Below are 22179 nucleotides of genomic sequence, written 5' to 3'. Positions count from 1 at the left end.
ACGGCCCCTGTTCCTCATTCCGCCGCGCGCCACATCCTCTACGTGGTACCCGGCGACTGACCGTAGTACGCCGCCGGCCCGTGCTTCCGCTCAAAGTGCTTTTTCAGAATATGATCTTCCAGGGGTGGGAGCGGGCCGCCGCAGGCCGCCATGGCCCAGGCCATCGCCGCGATCTCTTCCAACGCCAGGGCGTTTTCGACCGCTTGCAGAGGGTCTTTGCCCCACACGAACGGTCCGTGCCCCGCCGCCAACACCCCCGGCACCGCCGCCGGATCCAGCCCCAACCGCTGAAAGCACTCCACGATCACCCGGCCCGTCGCCGCCTCATACTCGCGGTTCACCTCGTCCGGTGTCAAGGGTCGCGTAACCGGGACCTCGCCCGCAAAATGATCGGCGTGCGTCGTCCCGTAACAAGCCAGTCCGCGACGCAACTGGGCGAAGACCGTCGCGTAGCGGCTGTGGGTATGGCAGATGCCGCCCGCCGAAGGAAAGGCTCGGTACAGCTCTAGGTGCGTGGGCGTGTCGCTGGACGGCCGCAGATTCCCCTCCACGACGCCGCCCGACGCGTCCACCAACACGATCTTGTCCGGCGTCAACTCCTCGTAGGGAACGCCGCTGGGCTTGATCGCGATCACGCGCCGATCCCCGCTGATGCCGCTGACGTTCCCCCACGTCAACGGAGCCAGCCTCCATTCGGCCAGTCGGCGATTGGCCTCGGCCGTCCTTTCTCGCAGTTCTTGCCACATGGGAAGGAGCGATCCTCCACCGCGGGGAGCGCGGACTTATGCTCGCACCGAACAGAACGAAGAACGAGACTCGACCTCCGCCCCGCCGCCGGACATGCGACGGAAACGGACGGCCGACATGCGTCGGAAACCGATGCCGCGTCGGGCCGGTACTCAATCTTAGCCGGCGGCACACAATCTTAACAGAATAGACGTCGGCCTTGGCCGCCGCAAGCGGAAGGCCGCCAAACGTCCACCACCGGCTCACACCCACCGCCGGCTTACGCCGGCGGCTCGTGAATAAGCGCCGAATGAAACGCGACGCGCGGCGCCGGAGCCTCCAGCGTAAGCTGGAGGTGAACCGCACCGAAGTTCCACCGCAAGCGGAATTTACGGAATGTGCTTGACTTTGCCGGTCGGGCGTTTAAAATCGGATGCTAGGATAAGGGGTACTTTTTCAAGGAACAGGGAGCAGGACGAAGCGGGCAAGCATTGTCTCGACGAGGAATCCCTCCGGGCCGGCCTGCCGTTTCCATCCCCAATCCTTGTTCGCGGACAGTGTCTCGAAAGAAGAGGTGCACGATGAGACGAGCAGCGATGATTCTGGGCGCCGTCCTGGGCACTTGGTGTGCGGTCCAGACGGCATTCGGGGCGGCAATCACCGTTCCCGAAAGCGGTGCCCTCTATGGCGACGTGGGATCATGGGGCGTCACCTGGGGAGGGTCCGGCATCCCTACAGCGAACAGCGCCTATAAAGAAATCTACGATAATACCAATGATTATTTCATCCGTATCGCGATGCGGGCGCACGGAAGGTATAGTTACGGTGCGACCGCCGACCCCAACGACCCGATTTATTGGGTGGAGTCAGGCAAATTCGGCGGAACTGGCCCGGACCAAAACTACGCCAGATGGAATTTCGCTTTCTACGTCGCGGTTTTGGATAATAATAAGAACCCTGTCAATAATACGTCGCTTTATACGGTCAAACTCTTGTATGATTTCGACCCCGGCACAGGCACTGATGCTTCAGATCACGGTTCCGTCAGCTTCGGCAGCTCCGGGCTTCCCAGTCCCTCCCAAGATTCTTGGAATCTCGCAATGAGCTTCCTCGCATCCGATGCCTCCTCGACATTCGGGACAATCGATGCACCGAGTGTTGCGTTCAACCCGAACGTCAACGGCCAGTACACGTTCCGCTTGGCGGTGTACAACAGCTCCGGTGATGATTTGGGTGCGGTATCGATGAAGGTCAACGCCGTTCCCGAGCCGGCGTCCATGGTAGCTTTGGGCGGTCTCGGCCTGGTCGGAGCGGGTTGGGGCTTCGTCCGCCGGCGTAAGCTGCGCGGCAAAGCGTGATTCACGACGCCGTCGGCGTCCTGCCGAATCGCCGCCGATGGGCCGATTTTGAGCGAAACTCGAGAAGCGTGTGGGAGACTGCCCCGCACGCTTCTTTTGTTGCCACTCCGCGATACCGCAGCTGCAAATGCTCCCACCACCGGTTCACGTCCACCGCCGGCTCACGCCGGCGGCTCGTGATTATGCGCCGAATGAAAACGCGACGCGCAGCACCTCTCCGCCGCTTGCATGCCCCGCGCAGCTTGCTACACTCGTGGACGAACGGCGGCCCGACGGCCGGACGCGCGGTACACAACCGGACCCTTGCCGCCGGGCGGGAACCGCTACGAGGAGGTCCGAACATGAGAGCGAAGCGGATCGAGCCGGCATCGTCTTGGGCAAGCGGGCGACACCGGTACCTCTGCCCTTGGTTGCTGATGTTTTGCGCGGCCTGCGCGGTGCCGAGCCTCGCCGCCGGCGACGACGAAGAGCGCGTCCTGGCCGAGGGCGCGTTCCGCGATCCGGCCGATCCGTCCCAGGTCTACCAAGACACGCCTTACGTCTGGTTGGAACGGTACGACATTCGGTTGGAAATCCGGCCCGTCCCCGCCGAGGGCTTGATCCTGCGTCTCACGGCGGGATGTAAGGGCGATCAGCGCACGGCCCTGATGGAGATCAACCGCCGGCCGGTACCGATCTCCTACTCCGGAGGCGCGGGCTTCGTCGAGCCGGCGTTTCGTTTGCCGGGAGGCGTGGAAGCCTACGACATCCGCCTAAGACCGGCGCGAGGCACGGCGGCGTTTTTCGCGGGCTACCGGGTCTTGGCGATCGGCGACCGGCCGATCCCCGACGACGCGCTGCCCCAAGTGAAGGTAACGCTCACGCGCCGAGATGTCGCCGCACGCGGTCGCGGCGGCCTGGCGGACGCCTTTCCCGAGATGAAGGCCCTGTGGGAAACGCCCCTGCCCGAACCCGACGACGCCGACCCGCAAGAGGCGGCCTTTCGTCACGCGCGCCGGAACGGCCTCCGCGCCAACGAGCAATTCTTCCGCAGCCGGCGCTACCTGCACGGATGGCTGGAGCAGGCGGATCCGACCACGGGTTTGATTCCCCGCAATTTGCGGGAATCGCGCGACTATTGGAACGCGGAGGATGCGGCCGCCGACAACTACCCCTTCATGGTCCTCACCGCCTACCTCACCGATCCCGAGGTCTTTGCGGGACGGATGAAGGCGATCCTGGAAACCGAGTCGCGCATCACGGCGCGGCTGGAGCGGCTGCCCGACGCCTGGTCCTTCTCGCGGCAGGCCTTCCTCCGACCCGAGCCGGACTTGGGACGGATCATCTTCGGGGCGTCGGAATACGCCAAGGACGGCCTATTGCCCTTGACCGAGTATCTGGGCCCCAGTCCCTGGGCGGACCGCCTGCTGGAACTGACGGACGGCCTTTGGCGGGCGGCTCCCGTCTCCTCGCCGGCCGGTCCCATTCCGTCGGAAAACGTGGAGATCAACGGCGAACAGCTCCAGGTCCTTTCCCGCCTCTACTGGATGACCGGCGATGCGCGCTACCTGGACTATGCGATTCGCTTGGGCGACTATTATCTGCTGGGCGATCGCCATCCCACGCGAGACTTCGACCAATTGCGGCTCCGCGACCACGGCTGCGAGATCGTGTCGGGGCTGTGCGAATTGTACGCGGCGACGTCCTTCGCCCGGCCCGAAAAGAAGGCCCGATATCAGGCCCCCATCCGCGAGATGTGCGATCGCATCCTGGCGGTGGGCCGCGACGAGCGGGGAATGCTCTACAACAGCATCCGCCCCAAGACCGGCGAGCACGATCCCGGCATTTGCGATACTTGGGGATACACCTATAACGGCATCTATACCGTCTATTTGATCGACCGCGTTCCGGAATATCGCGAGGCCGTCCGCTTTGCGCTGAGCCGCCTGCCGGAACTGAAGGACTATGACTGGGGCGGCGTGGCAGACGAATACGCCGATTCGATCGAGGGAGCCCTCAATCTGTACAATCGCGAACCCGCCGCGGCGGCCGCGGATTGGATGGACGGCGAAATCGGCGACATGTGGCGGGGGCAAGGGCCGGACGGCATCATCGAGGGCTGGCACGGCGACGGCAACGTCGCCCGCACCGCCATCATGTACGCCTTCTGGAAGACGCAGGGCCTGCGCCTCGCACCGTGGCGACCGGATGTGTGCCTGGGCGCTGTTCAGGCCGGGGAAACGTACTACGTCTCGCTCTGGGCGAAGGAGGATTGGCAGGGCAAACTGATTTTCGATCGGCCCCGCCACCGCGACTACTTCCGTCTGCCGCTGGATTATCCCCGCATCAACCAGTTTCCGGAATGGCTCACCGTCGGCTCGGCGGAGAGCGTGGAGATTCGGGACGGTTCGGGCGAGGGAGCGGTCTTGGCGGGACCGCAAGCCTGGGAGGGCTATTCGGTCCGCATCCCGGCCGGGCAAGAAGTCCGGCTGATGGTGAGCAAGAAGGCGGCGCCGTGACCGGCTCGACGGCGTGCGGGCTGGTTGGACCGCGCGGCAGGCGGTAAACTGGGGTTCTCAGCGGTCGTAGGCCCCGGATTGCCGCTTCCCACGGTCCCTTGGAGATTGCTCACCCGCCACCATGCCGGCCAATCTGACGCCCCAGTACCTGAAAGCGGAGGAGGAATACCGACGCGCCGGTACGCCGGAAGAGGAGCTGAAATGGCTCCAAATCATGCTTCAGGAGATCCCCAAGCACAAGGGGACCGACAAGCTCCAGGCCGAGCTGAAGCGTAAGATCAGCGAGGTCAAGAAGCAGCTTCAAAGCGAGCGGAGCACCGGACGCAAGACCCGCGGCATTCGCATTCCGCGGCAAGGGGCGGGCACGGCGATTCTGCTGGGCGGCCCGAACGCGGGCAAGAGCGCGCTTTTGCGGGCGTTGACCCGGGCCACGCCCGAGGTCGCCCCCTACCCCTTCACCACCAAGACCCCGATCCCCGGCATGATGCCCTGGGAGGACGTCTTCGTGCAACTCATCGACACCCCGCCCGTCACTCCCGACTACTTCGAACCCTACATGCACGGCCTGATCCGCAGCGCCGATTTGGCGCTGCTGCTGGTGGACCTGGGCAGCGACGAGGGGATCGAGGATTGCCAAGCGGTCTTGGACAAGCTGAGCAAGACCAAAACGCGGCTCAGCGCCCAGTCGTACTTGGATGAGGACGACGTGGGCCTGTCGTACACTCGGGCATTCTTGGTCCCCAACAAGATGGACCTGGAAGAGGCCCCCGTCCGCCTGGAGCTGCTGCACGAACTGGTACCGCTCGATTTTCCGGAGTACCCGATCTCGGCCGAAAAGGGGATCGGCCTGGAGGCCTTGCGGGACGCGATCTATCGCAGCCTAGACGTGGTCCGCGTGTACTCCAAGCTGCCGACGGCCAAGCAGCCGGATTTGGAGCGGCCGTTCACCTTCCGCCGCGGGAGCACCGTCTTGGACATGGCGGAGGAGGTTCACAAGGAGCTGGCGCAGAACCTGAAGTTCGCCCGGGTGTGGGGCTCCGCCGTGCACGACGGCACGGTGGTCAAAGGGGACTACGTGCTGCAAGACAAGGACATCGTGGAGCTGCACGTGTGACCGCGGGGTCTTTGCCGTGGCTTTCTCCGCTTCGCCCGACTAGACTTACAGTTGAGTTCACTTCCGGGGCCGGCGGGGGTTTTCGGCTGCGGAGTCCGTCCGGAGGGTGACGGCGCGCGGGGTATCGCGTTCAGCAAGCGGTGGGTTCATGGCGAAAGACGGTGAGGTCGGCGAATTCGGCGGGATGCCCGATCTGGCCGGGCGGAGGATCGGGGACTTCGACATCCTGCGCCGCATCGGGGTCGGCGCCATGGCGGAGGTCTACCAGGCGGAGCAGTTGTCGCTCAAGCGGCAGGTGGCGCTGAAGATCCTGCGGCCGGAATTGGCGCGGGACCCGACCTACGTGCGGCGATTCCGCCGCGAGGCCCAAGCCGTGGCCCGCCTGGTCCACCCCAACATCGTGCAGATTTTCGAGGTCGGCAATCGGGAGGATCTGCACTACATCGCGGTGGAGTACGTACCGGGAGTGAACTTGCGGCAATGGCTGCAAAAGAACGGTCCGCCCGATTTGCGCACCGCGCTGATCATCATGCGCCAGGCCGCCGCGGCCCTGGCCAAGGCGGCGGAGCACGGCATCGTCCACCGCGACATCAAGCCGGAGAACATCCTCATCACGCACGCCTTGGAGGTCAAGGTGGCGGACTTCGGCTTGGCACGCCTGCGACCCGGCGAAGAAGGCGTCGAGCTGACCCGGGTGGGGATGACCATGGGCACGCCGCTGTACATGAGCCCCGAGCAGATCGAGGGCCGGCCGCTCGATGCTCGCAGCGACATCTATTCGCTGGGCGTGACCTGCTACCACATGCTGGCGGGTGAGCCGCCCTTCCGGGGCGACACGCCGCTGGCGGTGGCCGTGCAACACCTCAAGAAGAATCCCGACCCGCTGGAGAATCATCGGCCCGATCTGCCGCCGGCTTTGTGCCGCACCGTGCACCAGATGATGGCCAAGACGCCGGAGCAGCGGTTCTCTTCCGCCAAGGTGTTGCTCTCGCAACTGCGGCGGATTTACGCCGAGCACGTGGCGGACGATTGGCCCGGCTCGCTTCCCGAGTTGGAAACCGCCGAATACGCGACCGTCGCTTCGGCGAAGGCCCTGGGAGAGCTGGAACGGGCGATCCGCCGGACGTCGCAGCGGCAACGGCGATTCCTGCTGATCTGGTCGCCGATCTGGGCGGCGGCCGTCGCGGCCGGCCTGTTGATCGGGTATTACCGCACGCATGAGACGCCCCTGCTGGCTCAACCGCAAACGACCTCCCTCGACGTGCCGCGGCAGGAGACGGTGCTGGGGCAGCTCCTCTACGCGAATCAGATCGGCACGGAGCAGGCTTGGCGCGCGGTCATCGAGTACTTCCCCGAGAAATCGTTCTGGACCTCCCAGGCCAAGATGCGGCTGGCGCAAATCTACCTCCGCGAGGACCGGCTGGACGACGCCTTGGCGGTGTTCGACGAGTTGGCCGCCTCCGACGACAGCGAGATCGAGCAAAAGGCCTTCGGCCTGGCCGGCCGGGTCGGCGTGCTGACGCTGAAGAACCGCTACCGCGAAGCCTCCGAGGCCCTCAATCCGCTTTGGCCGATCCGCGATCATATCCGCGATCCGTTGATCCAGCGGATGCTCGATTTCTCGATCCGCACGATCCGCGAACGGCTCGGTCCCATGGACGTTCAGCAGTGGGACGAGTGGCTCAAATCGCTGCCCCGACCGGGCGAGAACGGCCCGCCGGAGCCTCCAGCGTAAGCTGGAGGTGTACTTGGAGCCTCCAGCGTAAGCTGGAGGTGTACTTGGAGCCTCCAGCGTAAGCTGGAGGTGTTACAGCGCTACCCAGGGTTCCACCGCCGGACTCCACCGCCGGCTCACGCCGGCGGCTCGGGTATTTGTTCGCGTATGCGTTTGCATGGAGCCTCCAGCGTTAGCTGGAGGTGTTTCAGCGCTACCCAGGGTTCCGCCGCCGGGTTCCACCGCCGGCTCACGCCGGCGGCTCGAGTATTTGTTCGCGTATGCGTTTGCATGGAGCCTCCAGCGTGAGCTGGAGGTGGTCTTCGAGCCTCCAGCGTAAGCTGGAGGTGTCCACGGCGCTACCCGGGGTTCACCACCGAATTCCACCGCCGGCTCACGCCGGCGGCTCATGAACAAGCGCCGAATGAAAATGCGACGCGCAAGCGCCGGACAAGAAACGAAGGTTCCGGACGACGGCGTCAACCTTCGTCCGGAACCTTGCATGTGCTGATGACGGTTCGCCGCCGAATCTCGTTGGAAGCCTTCCTAATCCGGCTACGTCTCTTCGAAGCGAAGCAAAGCTCGACTTACCGAGGGGTCGAATCGGCTGGAATTTCAACTTGAACGTGTTCGAGCGGCGGAGGCACGCCGGCATTCCGGCGGCTCATTCAGCGAGGTCGCACGCTCACCGCGCGAGGCCCCTTGCCACGACCCTGGCCGGGGGAATCCGAACCGATCTCGAATTCCACATCCTGACCTTCATGCAGGTCCTCGAAACGAGAACCTTGGACCGCGGAGAAGTGGAAGAATACATCCGACTTCCGCATGGAGCCCCCGGAGGTAGCCTGGATAAAACCAAAGCCACGATCCACGACCAACTTCTTGATAACACCCTCGGCCATTACGAGCCACTCCTCGAAAAACACTCGCGGGCTACTACCCGCACCTTCACGCTTTCGGTCGGTCTCGCTGGTTGACGGCAGAACTTCGAGATTCGGCGATTCCGATCATCCGAGGCGGGCCCGTCCTCGAGGAACGGGGCGACTGGGGGATTCGAAGGACGCAGAAGACCTCGTGTTTTGCCGGAACGGCCGGAAACCGCCGAAAAACCGCCGTCCGACCCCGAGACCACAGCGGCTCGGACCGATCGAACGTTTAAGCAGCATAAAATGTAACCTCCGCGCGGTACCTCGGCAAGAGGCAAAATCCGATTTTGACCCAATATTCGGCGCACGGCGTCCGATTCTTTCGCGAAAAACCTCGCCACGCATCGGGTGCTAGCTCCGTAGAGGGGTTACTCCAAGTCGCACGCCCGCCGATTCGCCCGGCTCGCAGATCGGTCGCCGAGCCGGTCCGCACCGCCCGTCCCGCCCGCATTGGTCCCTTTCGCGCGATCGTGCTATGCTCAAGAGGGTCGTTCCGGGAGGCCCCGCCGGCAACGACGGGGGGACCGCCGCGCGGATCGTCCGCACCGCGGGAATCCTCGGCCGGGGAATCGGCGTCGAATGAAAGGGCATGACGCAGCGGTCGTCGCTCCGGCACCGAAAGTGCGATGACGCGAGAACGAGTTCGGACTTTCTGATTGCCTTTGGATCATGATCTCGGCCACGGCGGCAGGCATCGACATTGGAGCGGGAAACTCGGCCGCAGCCGTCCGGACGACCGACGGTCGCACGCGGATGGTTCCCGACCCGCTGGGGCGCTGCTTCACTCCCACCGTGGTTCGCCTGGCGGAGGGGGAAATCCTAGTGGGGGAGGAGGCCGCCCGATCCGCCCTGCTGTTTCCCGACGAGACCGCCCTGTGGATCAAACGCGAGCTGGGAGCGAGTTGGTACAGCCGGTCGATTCGTGGGCGGAGGCTTCCGCCGGAGGTCATTTTGGCGTGCGTGCTCCGCAAATTGCGGGAGGACGTGGAGCGGGAGACGGGCGCGGCACTCCCCGCAGCCGCCGCCGTCCCCTGGTATTTCGACGATGCCCGACGCAAGGCCGCCGCCGACGCCATGGAGATCGCCGGCTGGCAGTGCCTGGGCTTGGTGAACGAACCGACGGCCGCCGTGCTGGCCTTGGCCGAGTCGCTCGGAAGGCTGCACGATCCGCGGGCCGACTTCCCGCCCTTGCGGCTGTTGGTGTACGATCTGGGGGCTTCGGCCTTCAAGACGGCGGTCATGCGGCTCAAGCCCGGCGGCTGCCGCACCCTCGCCGCCGATGCCGAAATTCAGTTCGGCGGCTACGATTGGGATGTCCGCCTGGTGGAGTGGCTGGCCGATAAGCTGGCCCTCCAAGGGCTGCCCGATCCCCGCTACGATGCCTCGGTCTGGTCGCGAGTCTACCCGGCCGCCGTGGAGGCCAAGCACGCGCTCTCGTTTCGACGGCGAACGACCGTGCTGATCGAACTGGCCGGGCGGAGCTTTCAGACCGTGCTCGACCGCGATGAGTTCGAGGACATCTCCGCCGATTTGCTCCGCCGTACCCGGACGCTCACGGAACGGCTGTTGGATCGGGCCGGCATCGGCTGGGACGGCTTGGACGGGGTGCTGGCGGTGGGCGGAGCGGTGCGCATGCCCGCCGTCGGCGAAATGCTGGAACAACTGTCGGGCAAGCCGCTGCTGCGACCGTTCCCGCCCGACGAGGCCGTCGCCCGCGGCGCCGCCGTTTTCGGGGAATGGTTGCGTCGAGGATTGTTGACGGGCGACGACGACGCGGGCTGGCGGATTCGCGAAACCGCCTCGCAAGGCTTGTGGATGGAGACCCGCGACCCCCGCGACGGAAGCCCGCGGCCCATCCCCATCGTCCCCCCCGAGACCGTCTTGCCCGTCGAAGTGGAAAAGATCTTTTGCACGGAGTGCGACGGCCAACGCTCCATCGCGTTTCGGATTTGGGAGGGGAGCGGGGCGGCGGGCGGAGCACTTGTGCCCTTGGGGGAAGTCGTGATCGGCGGCTTGCCCCCGGATCTTCCCAAGGGGCGGCCCATTCGCGTGGTCTTTCAATGTCCGACCGACGGCCGCTGGCGAATCCACGCCGAGGTCCCGGATACCGATTGCCGGGCGGAAACGGAATTGCGTCGCGAGACCGGCTTGAACCCGCAGAGCGTGCGGCAATGGCGGGACTTCTTGGAGTCGCCCGCCTCCCTCGGCACGGACCGCCGCCTGGATCGGGCGATTGCTCCCGACGATGCCCCTCAAGCCGCGGCGCCCGATGCGTGCGTCGCGGTGCCGGCGGACGGCGAGGATCGCTCGGACGGTGCGTCTGCGGCCGCGGCGATCGTCGAGCCGCCGGGGAGAGAGCATCCACGTCTGGCCGCCGCCGAGAAACTGGGACGACGCCCCCGGCTGCAACTGCAAACCCCGCCTCCGACTCCATCCGCCCCAGACTTCGAGGACGCCCGCCGCGAAGCCGAACCGCCGACCGTGGAACCGCTCTTCCGGAGGGAGCGCCCCGTGGTGACCCGGGAAATGCTGCTGAGCGCGACCGCTCCCGCCCGGCCTGAGGCAGGTCCGGCCGAGGATGCGGCGGTTGATCGGCCTGCGGCCGTAGGACCGGTCATGGACCGATTCTTCCTCGACGCCTCGCAACACGCCCGCGTCGCCGCGTCGGAACCGCTCGTGGCGGCGGACCCCGAATCCGAGCGGAATCGCCGTCGCGGCCGTCAGGTGGTCTTGCCCTGGGGAGGCTCCGTCCCAAGTTGGGTGATCGGGCTAACCGGCTTCGTCCTGTCGAGCGTGCTGGGGCTTTTGCTGGGCTATCTGCTTATCCGCTACTTCGTTCCCGACAGCCCGCTCCTGCGGATTCGGCCGTAGGTCCGCGGCGGGCCTGCCCGCGTTGATCGCTGGAGATGGTCTTGGAGCCTCCAGCGGGCCCCTCCGAGCCTCCAGCGTAAGCTGGAGGTGTTCTTAGAGCCTCGGGCGTAAGCCCGAGGTGTCCACGGCGCTACCCAGGACTCCACCGCCGGCTCACGCCGGCGGCTCGGGTTGGCGGCGCAGTAACACCGCCGGCTCACGCCGGCGGCTCGTGAACAAGCGCCGAACGAAAACGCAACGCGCAAGCGCCCGAGCCTCCAGCGTAAGCTGGAGGTGTCTCAGCGCTACCCGGGGTTCCAGCGGCGGGTTCCACCGCCGGCTCACGCCGGCGGCTCGTGAACAAGCGCCGAACGAAAACGCGGCGCGCAAGTGCCCGAGCCTCCAGCGTAAGCTGGAGGTGTCCACGGCGCTACCCGGGGTGAACGACGCCCCGCGGTATCGCCGCGATCGGTCGATTCGCCGACCGGAGAGCTTGAGCGGCCGCCCGCAATATGCTATGCTACGGTTGCCTTGAGAGATGGAATCCGCTCGGCGGCGATCGGCAAGCATCGCCGGAACGCGCCGGGCGATCACGAAACGCGGCACTCCGCCCCGTGCGTGATGACGAGGTATTGACGGAGAGTCGATAATTTGCCCGATGGGAGCCGTCCCCCGGTAAGCATTCCGCGGCGTGTATAGCCGTCGCACGACTTCGGTCGTGGGCGGATCACACAAGGCGGGATCACGGCGCCCCCGTGATATGTCGGGCTCACCGTCACCGATGTCGTCGCCGCCGGCGGCCGGAGTGCCCTTTTTTGTTTTCTTCTCGCAAACGGTCTCGCCGGTTCGTGAACAAGCGCGCAACGCGCAAGCGCCCGAGCCTCCAGCGTAAGCTGGAGGTGTTTCAGCGCTGCCCAGAACTCCACCGCCGGCTAACGCCGGCGGCTCGTGAACAAGCGCCGAACGAAAACGCGGCGCGCAAGCGCCCGAGCCTCCAGCGTAAGCTGGAGGTGTCCACGGCGCTACCCGGGGTGAATGACGCCCCGCGGTATCAACGCGATCGCCGCGATCAACGCTCTCCCGGCGGGTAGAGGATCTTGGCCTTTTCTTCGTCGGTGTAGCGGCTATCGGCGACCGGACCGGGTTCCCAGCACTGCTCCAGCGGTCCCAGCTTGGGTTCCTTAACGGGTATCAGCAGCACCCCGTTGCCGTCCGCATCCCGTTCGATGCGCCCGCCCTGCCGCACGACGGCTTCCTTGGCCAGCTTTTCGCAGACCCGAATCAGGCGGTCGAAGTTGTATTCGGTGTGCGAGAAGACGGTGTCGCGGTCGAGGGCGGAGGTAAAGCGTTCCGGCACCTTGGACATGCCCAGCGTGGTGAACAGGATGCCCGCCGCGTTGGAGGGATTGCAGTCCGAATCCTGCCCGCAGCGGGTGGAGATGATGATGGTCCGGTCGATGTCGCCGCGGCCGTACAAAAGGCCCATCACGATGAACGCGCCGTTGATCTTGGCGTCGATGTTGAAGTCGCCCTTGCTACAGGAGGCGCGGCGATAGTCGGGGTTGAGGTGATACTTGTCGTTGATCTTTTTCCAAACGGCCTCCCAGTCGTCGGGCGTCTGCCGCCACCAGGCCAGCACGTCGCGGATGCACTCGGCGTATTGGCTTTCGGCGGGGATGCAGCGGAGACCGGCCTCCACGATGCGGACGGGGTCGCTCTCGAAAAAGGCCTCGGCATACATCCCTCCCACGAACTGGCCGCCGTACAGGCCGTCGCCGTAATTCATCAGCCGGCCGAACTTCTCGCCCAGCTCGATCACGGCGTTGGGCATCCCCGGCGCAATGATCCCCGAGAAATCGGCCTCGATCTGGTAGTCGATGTCGTCCGCATGGTGGTTGAAGGCGGGGTGGCCGGAATCCGGCGGCGCGATCCCCGAGCGCAGGTTGTCTCGCCCGTTGCGATTGGCGTGCCACAGCGGATAGCGGCTATTGGCGAAGTCGATCCCCGCCTGTTTCAGGGACACGTCCCAGCCGTATTGCTCCAAGGTGCGTAGGAAGGTCATCTCCACGTAGAGGTCGTCTTGGTGGAACTGGTTGATCATTTCGGGCTTCCAGGCGGGCATCTCGTCCTCGCGCAAGATGCGGCCTTGGGCGTGGAACTCCGTCGGTCCGCCCCAGCCGACTCCCGCCATTTGCCCCAGCCAGGCTGCCTCCATCTTGTCGCGATATTCCGCCAAAGGCAGTCGGCGAAACTCCTCGCCGCGGATCGATCGAGAGGCGGGAAGCAACATCGCCAAGACTCCCAGCCACACCGGCCAACATGTTCGTCGCATGACACTCATCCCCGATCGGCACTTAGGTTCGTTTCGACGCGCGAAAAAACACCTATCCCGCAAGGGCGGGACGGATCGCCGCGTATCGCGATTCAATTTAGATGCCGCATGACCGCGATGCAATCCTTTCATCACTCCTTTCGCCGAACGGCGCCCGCGGCGGTACCCCTTCCGCCTCGCGGCCGGCGGAGGACAATCGAGAGGTGTTCACCGCCGCGGCCCGACGGCGCTGCGCCGCCGGGCGATCCCCTCGCCTCGACGTTGCTCCCATGACCTCGCGATCCTACGAGCCGGTTGACGACATCGACGACCCGCGGCTGGCGCCGTACCGCAACCTGCCGGAACGGACGCTCCGCGGCGAGGCCCTGTTCATCGCCGAGGGCTGGTTCGTCACGGAGCGCCTGCTGCACAGCGAATACGCCTGCGCATCGGTCTTGATGGCGGCCGATCACCTGGACGAGTTCGCGGATCGCATCCCCGACTCGATCCCGCTCTACGTGGGTGATCGCCGCCTGCTGTACGCGGTGGTCGGATACAAGTTTCACCAAGGCATCTTGGCGGTCGGCCGCCGCAAACCCTTTCGCTCGCCCGAGCAACTCTTCGCCCGCCCGTGGAAGGACGATCCGATTTGGGTCGTCTGTCCCGAAGTGACGAAGCCGGAAAACCTGGGGCTGGTGTTTCGTTCGGCGGCGGCCTTCGGCGTCGGCGGCGTCCTGTTGGGCGAGCGGTGCTGCGACCCGTTCACGCGCCGGGCGCTGCGGGTATCCATGGGAGCGGTCACGGCGGTCCCCATCGCCAAGACGAGCGATCTGCACGCCGATCTCAAGGCGCTCAAGGGGCGCTACGGCCTGCATTTGGCGGCCACGGTGCTGAGCGAATCGGCCGTCCCCTTGCCCGACTTCAACTGCCCCTTTCCCTGCGTGTTGATGCTGGGCCACGAGACCGAGGGTCTGGGCCCGTGGCTGGAATTGTGCGACTCCCAAGTGACCATCCCCATGACGCCGGAAGTGGACTCGCTGAACCTGGGCGTGGCGACGGGGGTCTTTTTGTACGAGTTTCGCCGGGCCGCGCTCTCCCGCAGGAAGGCATCGGGCGACAGGGCGTAAAGGCGGCCGTCTTCGCCGCGACGGGCCGGGCAAAGCGGCGGCAGGTCATCCGGCGGGCGGGGCGGGCGGCGGAGGCAAACCGCCCGAGGCACCCCCGGCCGGCAAGGCCGCCGGCGCAGCCCCGCTGAACGGCCGTTGGTAACGGGCGGACAACTGCTCGGCCACGGCGGCCAGCCGCGCCTTCACGGCCTGGGCCTGCCGCACGATCTCCGCGAAGTCGCCGACCACGCCTTGCACGGCCTGATCGTTCAGCCCCGGCAGCGCGCCCCCCTCGGGAATCTGCCCCATCGAGAGGTCCAGGACCATCTGCTGCTGCCGTTCCGACCACTGCTTCATGGCCTCGGCGGCGCGGCCCAAACGCTCGCCCAACGAGGTCAGGGTTTGAATCGCCTCGTCGGCGGCCTGGAGGGCTTGCGGGTCCACGTTCGTGCGATCGACGTCTTTCAGGGAGGTCAGGAATTGCCCGATCTCGTCGGCGGCTTGGCGGAGGGCGGCCCCTTCCAAGAGGGCGGCCGGCCCGGCCGCGGCGCCGAATCCCCGCGTCCGCTCCTCCAGCATCGCCAACCTCCGCTGGAAGTCCTCCCAAAACCGCGACGTCGCCTCGGCCACGGCGGGATCGAAGGCGGGTTGCGCGACGGCCGCGGGGGCCGCGGGAACGGGCATCGGCGCTTGCTGCGCCACCGGCTGCGGACGCAACAGCAGCCACAGCAGCACGCCTCCCGCCGCGATCAAGACCGTCAGCGCCGCACCCCCAAGAATGCCGAACAGCAGCCAAAAGGCCGACGCCTTTTCGGGGGTCGCGGCCGAAGCCGTCCCCGCCCCCAAGCCGGACCCGATCGCCCCGGTAGCGCCCGGCTGCGAGACGGAGGCCCCGAAATCAGGCCCTGTTTCCGCGGGCGCCGGTGCGGCGAACTCCGCTTCGACATCGCGAGGGACTTCCAGGACCTCGCCGCACTTGGGGCATTTCCCCCGCTTTCCCCGCATCGCCGCCGGCACGCGAAACGTCACCCCGCAGCTCGGACACTTGCCCGTGATGGAACCTGCTTCGCCCATGATTCCTCCTCCGGCTGATCGCGCCGACGCACGGCCCCGGGCCGGGATCCGCTCCGAATCGCCGCCTTTCGGCGATCGGGCGCCGGCCCTCGGCAACGTATTGTACGGTGCGGCCGCGGCTTTCTCGACCCTTGCGTCGCGCCGTCGGAGCCGCTTGCGTCGCGCCGTCGAGCCGCCCGCATTATTCCGGCATTCCAAGCTAGCCTTGCGGGCCGCCGGGGGAAAGAATGATAATAGCAAGGGACCGAGGAAGACCTGTTCCGTTGCAAGGCCGCCGGGAGGAGTACGCCGAAATGGTCGGCAGCGAAGCCAAGTCGGTGACGCGATTCGACGAATTGAAAGTGGGCGATCGGATCACGGTCGAGCACCTGGTGCAAGTCGGCTCCAAGAAGTGGAAGGCCGCCGTCACGGGTACGGTGGTGCGCACCGAGCGTGCTCATCACGGCCTGCATTTCGACCGTTCCGCCGACGAGCAGACCTACAGCGACGTGATCCTGCTGGAGCTGCCGGACGGCGAACTGTCGGCCGTGACGGTGGACGAATTCACGGTCATTCGCCGCGCCGATTGAGGCCCGCCCTTTTTTTCTTTTTCATCATCGGCGGCGGTCGAAGTCGCCTCGACGCCGGCCGCTGGGATGTGATATCGATGCCCGATCCCTCCGCCGCTCCTCTCGTTTTCCGCCATCACCCCCGCCGCTTCGGCGAATGGAAGTACGTCTATCCCGTGGTCAGCCGGCGGGCCGGCGGCGTCTCCCTGGGGGTCAACCTGAACCTGGACAAGGTCTGCAATTTCGATTGCGTGTATTGCCAGGTGGATCGCCGGGAAATGGGAGAGCGGGAATTCCTCGACCTCCAACGGTTGGACGAGGAGCTGCGGGAGGCGGTGCCGTGGATCGTGTCCGGGGAGATCTTCCGCGATCCGGCCTTCGCCCCAACCCCCGCCGATTTCCGCCGCTTGAACGACATCGCCTTCAGCGGAGACGGCGAGCCGACGACCTATCGCAACTTCGCGGAGGTGATCGCCGCGGCCGCCGCCGTGCGGCGTGAACTCGCCCCGCCCGAGCTGAAGCTGGTGCTCATCACCAACGCCTCCATGTTTCATCGCCCCGCCGTCCGCGAGGGGCTGGCCTTGTTGGACGCCAACCACGGCGAGATTTGGGCCAAGTTGGACGCCGGCACCGAGGCCTATTTCCGACGCATCGCGCGAACCGCGATCTCGTTCCAACAGATTTTGGAGAACATCACCGACGCGGCCCGGGTGAGACCGATCGTCATCCAAACCCTTCTCATGCGATGGGGCGACGATCCGCCGGACGAGGCCGAACGGGCGGCCTATTGCGAGCGGTTGCGGGAGATACTTCGGGCGGGCGGGACCTTGCTGCGCGTCCAACTTTACAGCGTGGCACGCAAACCCGCCGAAAGCTTCGTTCGGCCCTTGACCGCCGCGGAACTGGAGACCTGGGCCGAGGCCGTCCGCCGCACGGCGGGCGTCCCCGTCAGCGTCTATCCGTGACGGGGGCGAGTTGCGCCGGGCCGATCGCGCGGCTTCCCCGCGGCGCAACGGCGGACGGAGCCTGCCGCGTCCCTCGCCCCGGCGCCGCCGACCGATCGGGCCGCTTGCGGGAATCGGGGCCGAGCGCCGCGCGGGCCCGGCGGCCGCGAACTTCGGGCCGCCCGTGGCATCGCAAACCCTTTCCGGTCACAATGAAATGGGGAGCGGCGGTCCGCTCCCATGGCACGGCGCCAAGGGCGTGCCGCTGGGAATCCGAGGGGGTTTGCATGACCGCGGCCGGTCGGGATGAACCGCTGCTGATTCGGCGTATTCGCGAAGGCGACTCCGAAGCCTGGGCCGAATTGATCCGCCGTTACGAGGGCCGGCTGCTGGCCTTCGTCGAGTCGCGCGTGGGCGACCGCATGATGGCTGAGGATCTGGTGCAGGAGACGTTTTTGGGCTTTCTCAACAGTCTGCCCAACTACGACGGCAAGCGCTCCTTGGAGGGCTGGCTGTTTTCCATCGCCGCCCACAAACTGACGGACCATCTCCGCCGCGTGGGGCGGCGTCCGGCCGTGCCGCTGTCCGGGCTGGGATCGAACAGTTCGCCGTGGGAGCCGCCGGGGGCCGCCCGGGGTCCCAGCACCGTGATGGGCAGCCGCGAGCGCCGCGGGATCGAGGAAGAGGCCCTGGCCGCCGCCGTGCAGGAACAAATGACCCGGCTCAAGCAGAGCGGCGAGTGGCTTCGCGCCGCCTGCCTGGAGTTGCTGTTTCTCCGCGGTCGGCCCAACAACGAAACGGCCGGACTTCTGGGCGTGGACGAACAGAAGGTGGCCAACTGGAAGTTCGACTTCCTGAATCGGCTGCGGACGGCGGTCCGCCGCCAAAACCTGCCGGAAGAGCTGTTTCCCGAACTGCACGCCGCGGATTGACGTTCGGCGCGAAGACCCGCGACCCCGGCGACCCGACATGAAACGAACCGTGCGACAACACGACCTGGAAGCCTACTTGGACGAGGCCTTGCCCGCCGAAGAGATGGCCGAGATCGAAAAGCGGCTTCGTCACGATCCCGCCTTGCTGGAGCAGTTGTCGGCGATCAATGCCCGGCGCGATTCCGGCATCCACACCCTGAGCGAGATTTGGCGGCGTCGCCGGGCGAGCTGTCCCGATCGCCGCGAGTGGGCGGCCTACCTGCTCGGCACGCTGGATGAAGCGGCCCGGCGGTATATGGAAATCCATTTGCACGCCGTGGGTTGCCGCTTCTGCCAGGCCAATTTGCGCGATTTGCAGGCCCAAAGCGAAGACGGCGATGCAGCGGGAGAGTCGCGCCGGCGGCGCTACTACGAATCGAGCGTGGGCCGCTTGCGATCGCGCCGTTGAACGGCGATCGCGGAATCCGGGAGAGCATCGCGCCCGATCGCCGCCCCGGCGGGGAAGCGCCCCGTCGCGTTCGTCCCGCGGGAAAGCGCAGGCTCGGCGGCTCTCATCCCCCGCCGGGAAGCTCCAGCATCCGTTCCAAGGCCACTAGGGCGTCGGCGGCCGTGGCCTCATCCACGCGAATGACATTCACCGGCGTGCCCGCCGCCAAGTTCTCCAGCGCCCAGCACAAGTGCGGCAAGTCGATGCGATACATCGTGGAGCACATGCACACGACGGGAGAAAGAAAATAGATTTCCTGCTCGGGGTGCTCCTTTTTCAGGCGATTGACCAAGTGCAATTCCGTCCCGATCGCCCAGCGGGTCCCCGGAGCGGCCTCGTTGACCAGCCGAATGATCCTGCCCGTCGATCCCACCTCATCCGCTTTGGCCACGACCTCCATCATGCACTCGGGATGGACGAGGATCTTGATGCCGGGGTATTCCCGCCGGAAGTAGTCCACATGCTCCGGCAGGAACATCTGGTGGACGCTGCAATGGCCCTTCCAGAGGATGATCTTGGCGCGGGTCAGCGCGTCGGGATCGGCGCCGCCCCAGTCGGGTTCGAGCGGGTCCCAGACCTGCATCTGTTCCAGGGGGATGCCCATCTTCAAGGCCGTGTTGCGACCCAGGTGTTGATCGGGGAAGAAGAGGACCTTTTCGCCGCGGGCCGAGGCCCAGCGCAAGGCCGCGTCGGCGTTGGCCGACGTACAGACGATGCCGCCGTGCCGCCCGCAAAAGGCCTTGATCGCCGCCGAGGAGTTGACGTAGGTCACCGGCACGATTTTTTCCTGCGCGACGATTTCCGAGAGCTGGTGCCAACAATCCTCGACTTGGTCGATCTCGGCCATATCGGCCATGGAGCAACCGGCGGAGAGGTCGGGCAAGACGACGGGGATGAATTCGCCGTCCCTCCCGGCCAGGCGTTCCGGTCGATTGGCCAGGATATCGGCCGTCTCGGCCATGAAGTGCACGCCGCAAAAGACGATCGCCCGGCACGTCTCGTTCGCGGCCGCCAGGGCGCTCAGGCGATAGCTGTCGCCTCTCAGGTCCGACAGTTCCACCACCTCGTCGCGCTGGTAGTGATGGCCCAAAATCAGCAGGCGTTCGCCCAGCTCGCGCTTCACGCGGTGAATGCGTGCGGTCAGCTCCTCGGCCGGCAATCGGCGGTACGGGAGGAAAGGATACGTTTCTTCAACGACGCGCGCGGACATGGGGGTTCCTCGCGAATTCGGGATCGATCGTCATGAGGCGGGCCGTCGCGGTGCGTGCCCCGACGGGGCGGGCGAGGCGACTCAGTCCTTGTCCTTGAATTCTACGTCGATCACGTCGTCTTGGGCACCCGATCGCGTCCCCGGCCCGGCAGGTCCGGCGTGAAACGGGTCGAACGGATCGCCGGCGGAAAAGGACATTCCGTCGATCGAGACGTGCAAGTGCCGGGCTAGGCGACGGCGGAGGTAGGCCCGAATCCAAGCCCGGCCGGGCGGGAAAAGCAGCACAAATCCCACCGCATCGGTAATCAATCCCGGCGTGAGCAACACCACCAGCTTACGCTGGTGGCTCCACGCTAACACACCGCCGGCTTACACCGGCGGCTCGGGGATGCGTCGTTTCCATCACGCGCAGTTTACATGAGCCTCCGGCGTCAGCCGGAGGTGACTACGGCGCTACCCGAAATTCATCACCGCCTCGCGGTACCACCACCAGCTTACGCTGGTGGCTCCAACACCACCAGCTTACGCTGGTGGCTCCAGCGCTAACACACCGCCGACGGTCTCCGCCTTGACGCGGCGCCGTTCAAACCGCGTTTCCCGCAATCTATACTCAAGAGGACGGATTCTCGGAATGAGACGCCGCAAGCCGGCAAGTCTCCCCCTCCGGCGGCCGTTACCGGCCGGTCCTTCCACCCCGAACGGCGAACCGCGCCGGGCGCCGGTGCTTGCCGCCGCGGCAGTCTTTGGAACGCGAGCAGAGGCCTGAATGATCGACCATGAACACGCCATCCCGGCGGTCGGGATCGACCTCGGGACGACCTTTTCGGTGATCGCCTGGATCGACGCCCAAGGGCGGCCCGAGACGATCCCCAATGCCGAGGGCGAACGGCTCACCCCCAGCGTCGTCTTCTTCGACGGCGAGGAAGCGGTGGTCGGACGCGAGGCCGTCAAGGCCTTCTCGTTGGATCCCAACCAAGCGGCGGAGTGCTCCAAGCGGGACGTGGGCTACCCCATCTATCACAAGGTCATTCAAGGTAAGCGCTACCCGCCGGAAGTGATCGAGGCCTTCATTCTGAACAAGCTCCGGCGGGACGCGGCCGCGCAGTTGGGCGACTTTTCCCGCGTGGTCATCACCGTGCCGGCCTACTTCGATGAGGTCCGCCGCAAGGCCACCCAAGATGCGGGCTACATGGCGGGGCTGGAAGTCATCGACATCATCAACGAGCCGGTCGCGGCGGCCTTGGCCTCCGCCTACGAATCCGGCTATTTGGATCGGCCGGGACCGCGCGATCGCCCGCAACGCGTCCTGGTTTACGACCTGGGCGGCGGCACGTTCGACGTCACCGTGATGGAGATCCGCGGCCGCGAGTACATCACCCTGGCGATCGACGGCGACGTGCGGCTGGGCGGCTGGGACTGGGATCAGCGATTGGTCGATCTGGCGGCCGAGGCCTTCATCCGCCGCCACGGCATCGACCCCCGCGAGGATCCCCGCGGTTGGGGCAAACTGTGGCGGGAATGCGAAGAGGCCAAGCGCAGCCTCTCCGCCCGGCAACGCGTCCTGGTGCCGTTCGAGTACCAAGGAAAGTCGGCCGAGATCGAGCTGCTTCGCTCCGCCTTCGAGGAGGCCACCAAGGACCTGCTGGATCGCACCCGTTTCACCACGGTCCAGGCGCTCAAGGCCGCCGGCCTGCACTGGCAGGAGATCGACCGCGTGCTCTTGGTCGGGGGATCGAGCCGGATGCCGATGGTCCGAGCCATGCTGCGGGAACTGTCGGGGAGGGAGCCGGAGTCGGTGGTGGCGGCCGACGAGGCCGTGGCCTGGGGCGCCGCCTTGCACGCCAAGCGGCGGATCGACAAAGCCCGCGGAAATCCCACCGCCTTCCGCGTCCGCAATGTGAACTCGCACAGCCTGGGCGTGGTGGGCCGCGACCCCCTCACCAAACGCCGCCGCGTGGGCGTCGTGATCCCCCGCAATACCCGGCTCCCCGTCTCCGCCAAGCGACGGTTCCGCACCTCCCACGCCGGACAGCGATCGATCTTGGTCGAAATCGTGGAGGGCGAAAGCACCTTTCCGGAGGATTGCTCCGCGATCGGCCGGGTGACCGTGGCCGACCTCCCCCCCAATTTGCCCGCCAAGTCGCCCGTGGACGTCGTGTTCCACTACGAGGCCAACGGCCGGCTCCGGGTGAAGGTCGCCGTACCGAACACGTCGGCCGAGGTCAGCGGCGAGTTCAGCCGCGAAACCGGCCTGCCCAAAGAGCATCTGGACGGCTGGCGGCAGTACATCAGCGGCAAGGCGCCGACCGACTACCGCTGACGGCCCCGACCCCTCCGCCGCGGGCGAGAGCCGGCGGGGGCGAATCGGGGGCAGCGCCGAA

17 protein-coding genes are annotated in these 22179 nt (G+C 66.1%); 11 read left to right on the top strand and 6 right to left on the bottom strand.

Annotated features, from left to right (window positions below):
• Positions 1-38: 38 nt before the first annotated feature.
• Positions 39-746, bottom strand: coding sequence for an L-ribulose-5-phosphate 4-epimerase AraD (gene araD, locus ACZ5B4_RS14345; protein ID WP_464911916.1), 708 nt, complete (start codon positions 744-746; stop codon positions 39-41).
• Positions 747-1307: 561 nt separating this feature from the next.
• Here araD and ACZ5B4_RS14340 point away from each other — a divergent pair.
• The 4 genes from ACZ5B4_RS14340 to ACZ5B4_RS14325 all read left to right on the top strand — a co-directional run bounded on the left by ACZ5B4_RS14340 (position 1308) and on the right by ACZ5B4_RS14325 (position 7431).
• Positions 1308-2084 carry a PEP-CTERM sorting domain-containing protein gene (locus ACZ5B4_RS14340; protein WP_464911915.1) on the top strand — a complete coding sequence of 259 codons (777 nt, stop codon included), beginning with the start codon at positions 1308-1310 and terminating at the stop codon, positions 2082-2084.
• Positions 2085-2425: 341 nt separating this feature from the next.
• Positions 2426-4582, top strand: coding sequence for a hypothetical protein (locus ACZ5B4_RS14335; protein WP_464911914.1), 2157 nt, complete (start codon positions 2426-2428; stop codon positions 4580-4582).
• A gap of 121 nt (positions 4583-4703) precedes the next feature.
• The gene (locus tag ACZ5B4_RS14330) at positions 4704-5696 is read left to right on the top strand and encodes a GTPase (protein WP_464911913.1); all 993 of its coding nucleotides are present in this window, start codon (positions 4704-4706) and stop codon (positions 5694-5696) included.
• Between the two features lie 148 nt (positions 5697-5844).
• A complete protein-coding gene (locus ACZ5B4_RS14325) occupies positions 5845-7431 on the top strand; it encodes a protein kinase domain-containing protein (RefSeq protein WP_464911912.1) in 1587 nt (528 codons plus the stop codon).
• Between the two features lie 647 nt (positions 7432-8078).
• Here ACZ5B4_RS14325 and ACZ5B4_RS14320 read toward each other — a convergent pair.
• Positions 8079-8312, bottom strand: coding sequence for a cold-shock protein (locus ACZ5B4_RS14320; protein ID WP_464911911.1), 234 nt, complete (start codon positions 8310-8312; stop codon positions 8079-8081).
• Between the two features lie 693 nt (positions 8313-9005).
• Here ACZ5B4_RS14320 and ACZ5B4_RS14315 point away from each other — a divergent pair.
• On the top strand, positions 9006-11207 hold the full coding sequence (locus ACZ5B4_RS14315) for an Hsp70 family protein (RefSeq protein ID WP_464911910.1): 2202 nt from the start codon (positions 9006-9008) through the stop codon (positions 11205-11207).
• A 1048-nt stretch (positions 11208-12255) separates the two neighbouring features.
• On the opposite strand, the gene ACZ5B4_RS14310 is transcribed toward ACZ5B4_RS14315, so the two are convergent.
• Complete coding sequence (locus tag ACZ5B4_RS14310; RefSeq protein ID WP_464911909.1) at positions 12256-13518, bottom strand: ADP-ribosylglycohydrolase family protein; 1263 nt, start codon at positions 13516-13518, stop codon at positions 12256-12258.
• 269 nt (positions 13519-13787) lie between these two features.
• Here ACZ5B4_RS14310 and ACZ5B4_RS14305 point away from each other — a divergent pair, with 269 nt between their 5' ends.
• Entirely contained in the window at positions 13788-14624 is an 837-nt protein-coding gene (locus ACZ5B4_RS14305) for a TrmH family RNA methyltransferase (RefSeq protein ID WP_464911908.1), read from the top strand.
• 45 nt (positions 14625-14669) lie between these two features.
• Here ACZ5B4_RS14305 and ACZ5B4_RS14300 read toward each other — a convergent pair whose 3' ends face one another.
• Complete coding sequence (locus tag ACZ5B4_RS14300; RefSeq protein ID WP_464911907.1) at positions 14670-15677, bottom strand: zinc ribbon domain-containing protein; 1008 nt, start codon at positions 15675-15677, stop codon at positions 14670-14672.
• Between the two features lie 293 nt (positions 15678-15970).
• Here ACZ5B4_RS14300 and ACZ5B4_RS14295 point away from each other — a divergent pair, with 293 nt between their 5' ends.
• The 4 genes from ACZ5B4_RS14295 to ACZ5B4_RS14280 all read left to right on the top strand — a co-directional run bounded on the left by ACZ5B4_RS14295 (position 15971) and on the right by ACZ5B4_RS14280 (position 18549).
• Positions 15971-16246 (top strand): hypothetical protein, encoded by a 276-nt coding sequence (locus tag ACZ5B4_RS14295; RefSeq protein ID WP_464911906.1) that lies wholly within the window; start codon positions 15971-15973, stop codon positions 16244-16246.
• A 77-nt stretch (positions 16247-16323) separates the two neighbouring features.
• Complete coding sequence (locus ACZ5B4_RS14290; RefSeq protein WP_464911905.1) at positions 16324-17190, top strand: radical SAM protein; 867 nt, start codon at positions 16324-16326, stop codon at positions 17188-17190.
• Between the two features lie 266 nt (positions 17191-17456).
• Positions 17457-18101, top strand: a complete 645-nt coding sequence (locus tag ACZ5B4_RS14285) for an RNA polymerase sigma factor (RefSeq protein ID WP_464911904.1) — start codon at positions 17457-17459, stop codon at positions 18099-18101.
• A gap of 37 nt (positions 18102-18138) precedes the next feature.
• A complete protein-coding gene (locus tag ACZ5B4_RS14280) occupies positions 18139-18549 on the top strand; it encodes a hypothetical protein (protein ID WP_464911903.1) in 411 nt (136 codons plus the stop codon).
• 103 nt (positions 18550-18652) lie between these two features.
• Here ACZ5B4_RS14280 and nadA read toward each other — a convergent pair whose 3' ends face one another.
• Together nadA and ACZ5B4_RS14270 are read right to left on the bottom strand one after the other, a co-directional pair.
• Positions 18653-19798: a quinolinate synthase NadA gene (gene nadA, locus ACZ5B4_RS14275; protein ID WP_464911902.1), complete on the bottom strand. Its 1146-nt coding sequence runs from the start codon at positions 19796-19798 to the stop codon at positions 18653-18655.
• A gap of 81 nt (positions 19799-19879) precedes the next feature.
• Positions 19880-20158, bottom strand: coding sequence for an FxsA family protein (locus ACZ5B4_RS14270; protein WP_464911901.1), 279 nt, complete (start codon positions 20156-20158; stop codon positions 19880-19882).
• 406 nt (positions 20159-20564) lie between these two features.
• Between ACZ5B4_RS14270 and ACZ5B4_RS14265 the strand changes: the two genes are divergently transcribed.
• The gene (locus tag ACZ5B4_RS14265) at positions 20565-22118 is read left to right on the top strand and encodes an Hsp70 family protein (protein WP_464911900.1); all 1554 of its coding nucleotides are present in this window, start codon (positions 20565-20567) and stop codon (positions 22116-22118) included.
• The last annotated feature ends 61 nt before the right edge of the window (positions 22119-22179 follow it).

The sequence above is a fragment of the Thermogutta hypogea genome (genome assembly GCF_055386265.1).
This window is presented reverse-complemented; position numbering and strand designations above follow the sequence as displayed.

Coding starts and splice junctions, on each gene's coding strand:
- araD (WP_464911916.1), bottom strand. CDS start 746: ATGTGGCAAGAACTGCGAGAAAGGACGGCCGAGGCCAATCGCCGACTG.
- ACZ5B4_RS14340 (WP_464911915.1), top strand. CDS start 1,308: ATGAGACGAGCAGCGATGATTCTGGGCGCCGTCCTGGGCACTTGGTGT.
- ACZ5B4_RS14335 (WP_464911914.1), top strand. CDS start 2,426: ATGAGAGCGAAGCGGATCGAGCCGGCATCGTCTTGGGCAAGCGGGCGA.
- ACZ5B4_RS14330 (WP_464911913.1), top strand. CDS start 4,704: ATGCCGGCCAATCTGACGCCCCAGTACCTGAAAGCGGAGGAGGAATAC.
- ACZ5B4_RS14325 (WP_464911912.1), top strand. CDS start 5,845: ATGGCGAAAGACGGTGAGGTCGGCGAATTCGGCGGGATGCCCGATCTG.
- ACZ5B4_RS14320 (WP_464911911.1), bottom strand. CDS start 8,312: ATGGCCGAGGGTGTTATCAAGAAGTTGGTCGTGGATCGTGGCTTTGGT.
- ACZ5B4_RS14315 (WP_464911910.1), top strand. CDS start 9,006: ATGATCTCGGCCACGGCGGCAGGCATCGACATTGGAGCGGGAAACTCG.
- ACZ5B4_RS14310 (WP_464911909.1), bottom strand. CDS start 13,518: ATGCGACGAACATGTTGGCCGGTGTGGCTGGGAGTCTTGGCGATGTTG.
- ACZ5B4_RS14305 (WP_464911908.1), top strand. CDS start 13,788: ATGACCTCGCGATCCTACGAGCCGGTTGACGACATCGACGACCCGCGG.
- ACZ5B4_RS14300 (WP_464911907.1), bottom strand. CDS start 15,677: ATGGGCGAAGCAGGTTCCATCACGGGCAAGTGTCCGAGCTGCGGGGTG.
- ACZ5B4_RS14295 (WP_464911906.1), top strand. CDS start 15,971: ATGGTCGGCAGCGAAGCCAAGTCGGTGACGCGATTCGACGAATTGAAA.
- ACZ5B4_RS14290 (WP_464911905.1), top strand. CDS start 16,324: ATGCCCGATCCCTCCGCCGCTCCTCTCGTTTTCCGCCATCACCCCCGC.
- ACZ5B4_RS14285 (WP_464911904.1), top strand. CDS start 17,457: ATGACCGCGGCCGGTCGGGATGAACCGCTGCTGATTCGGCGTATTCGC.
- ACZ5B4_RS14280 (WP_464911903.1), top strand. CDS start 18,139: ATGAAACGAACCGTGCGACAACACGACCTGGAAGCCTACTTGGACGAG.
- nadA (WP_464911902.1), bottom strand. CDS start 19,798: ATGTCCGCGCGCGTCGTTGAAGAAACGTATCCTTTCCTCCCGTACCGC.
- ACZ5B4_RS14265 (WP_464911900.1), top strand. CDS start 20,565: ATGATCGACCATGAACACGCCATCCCGGCGGTCGGGATCGACCTCGGG.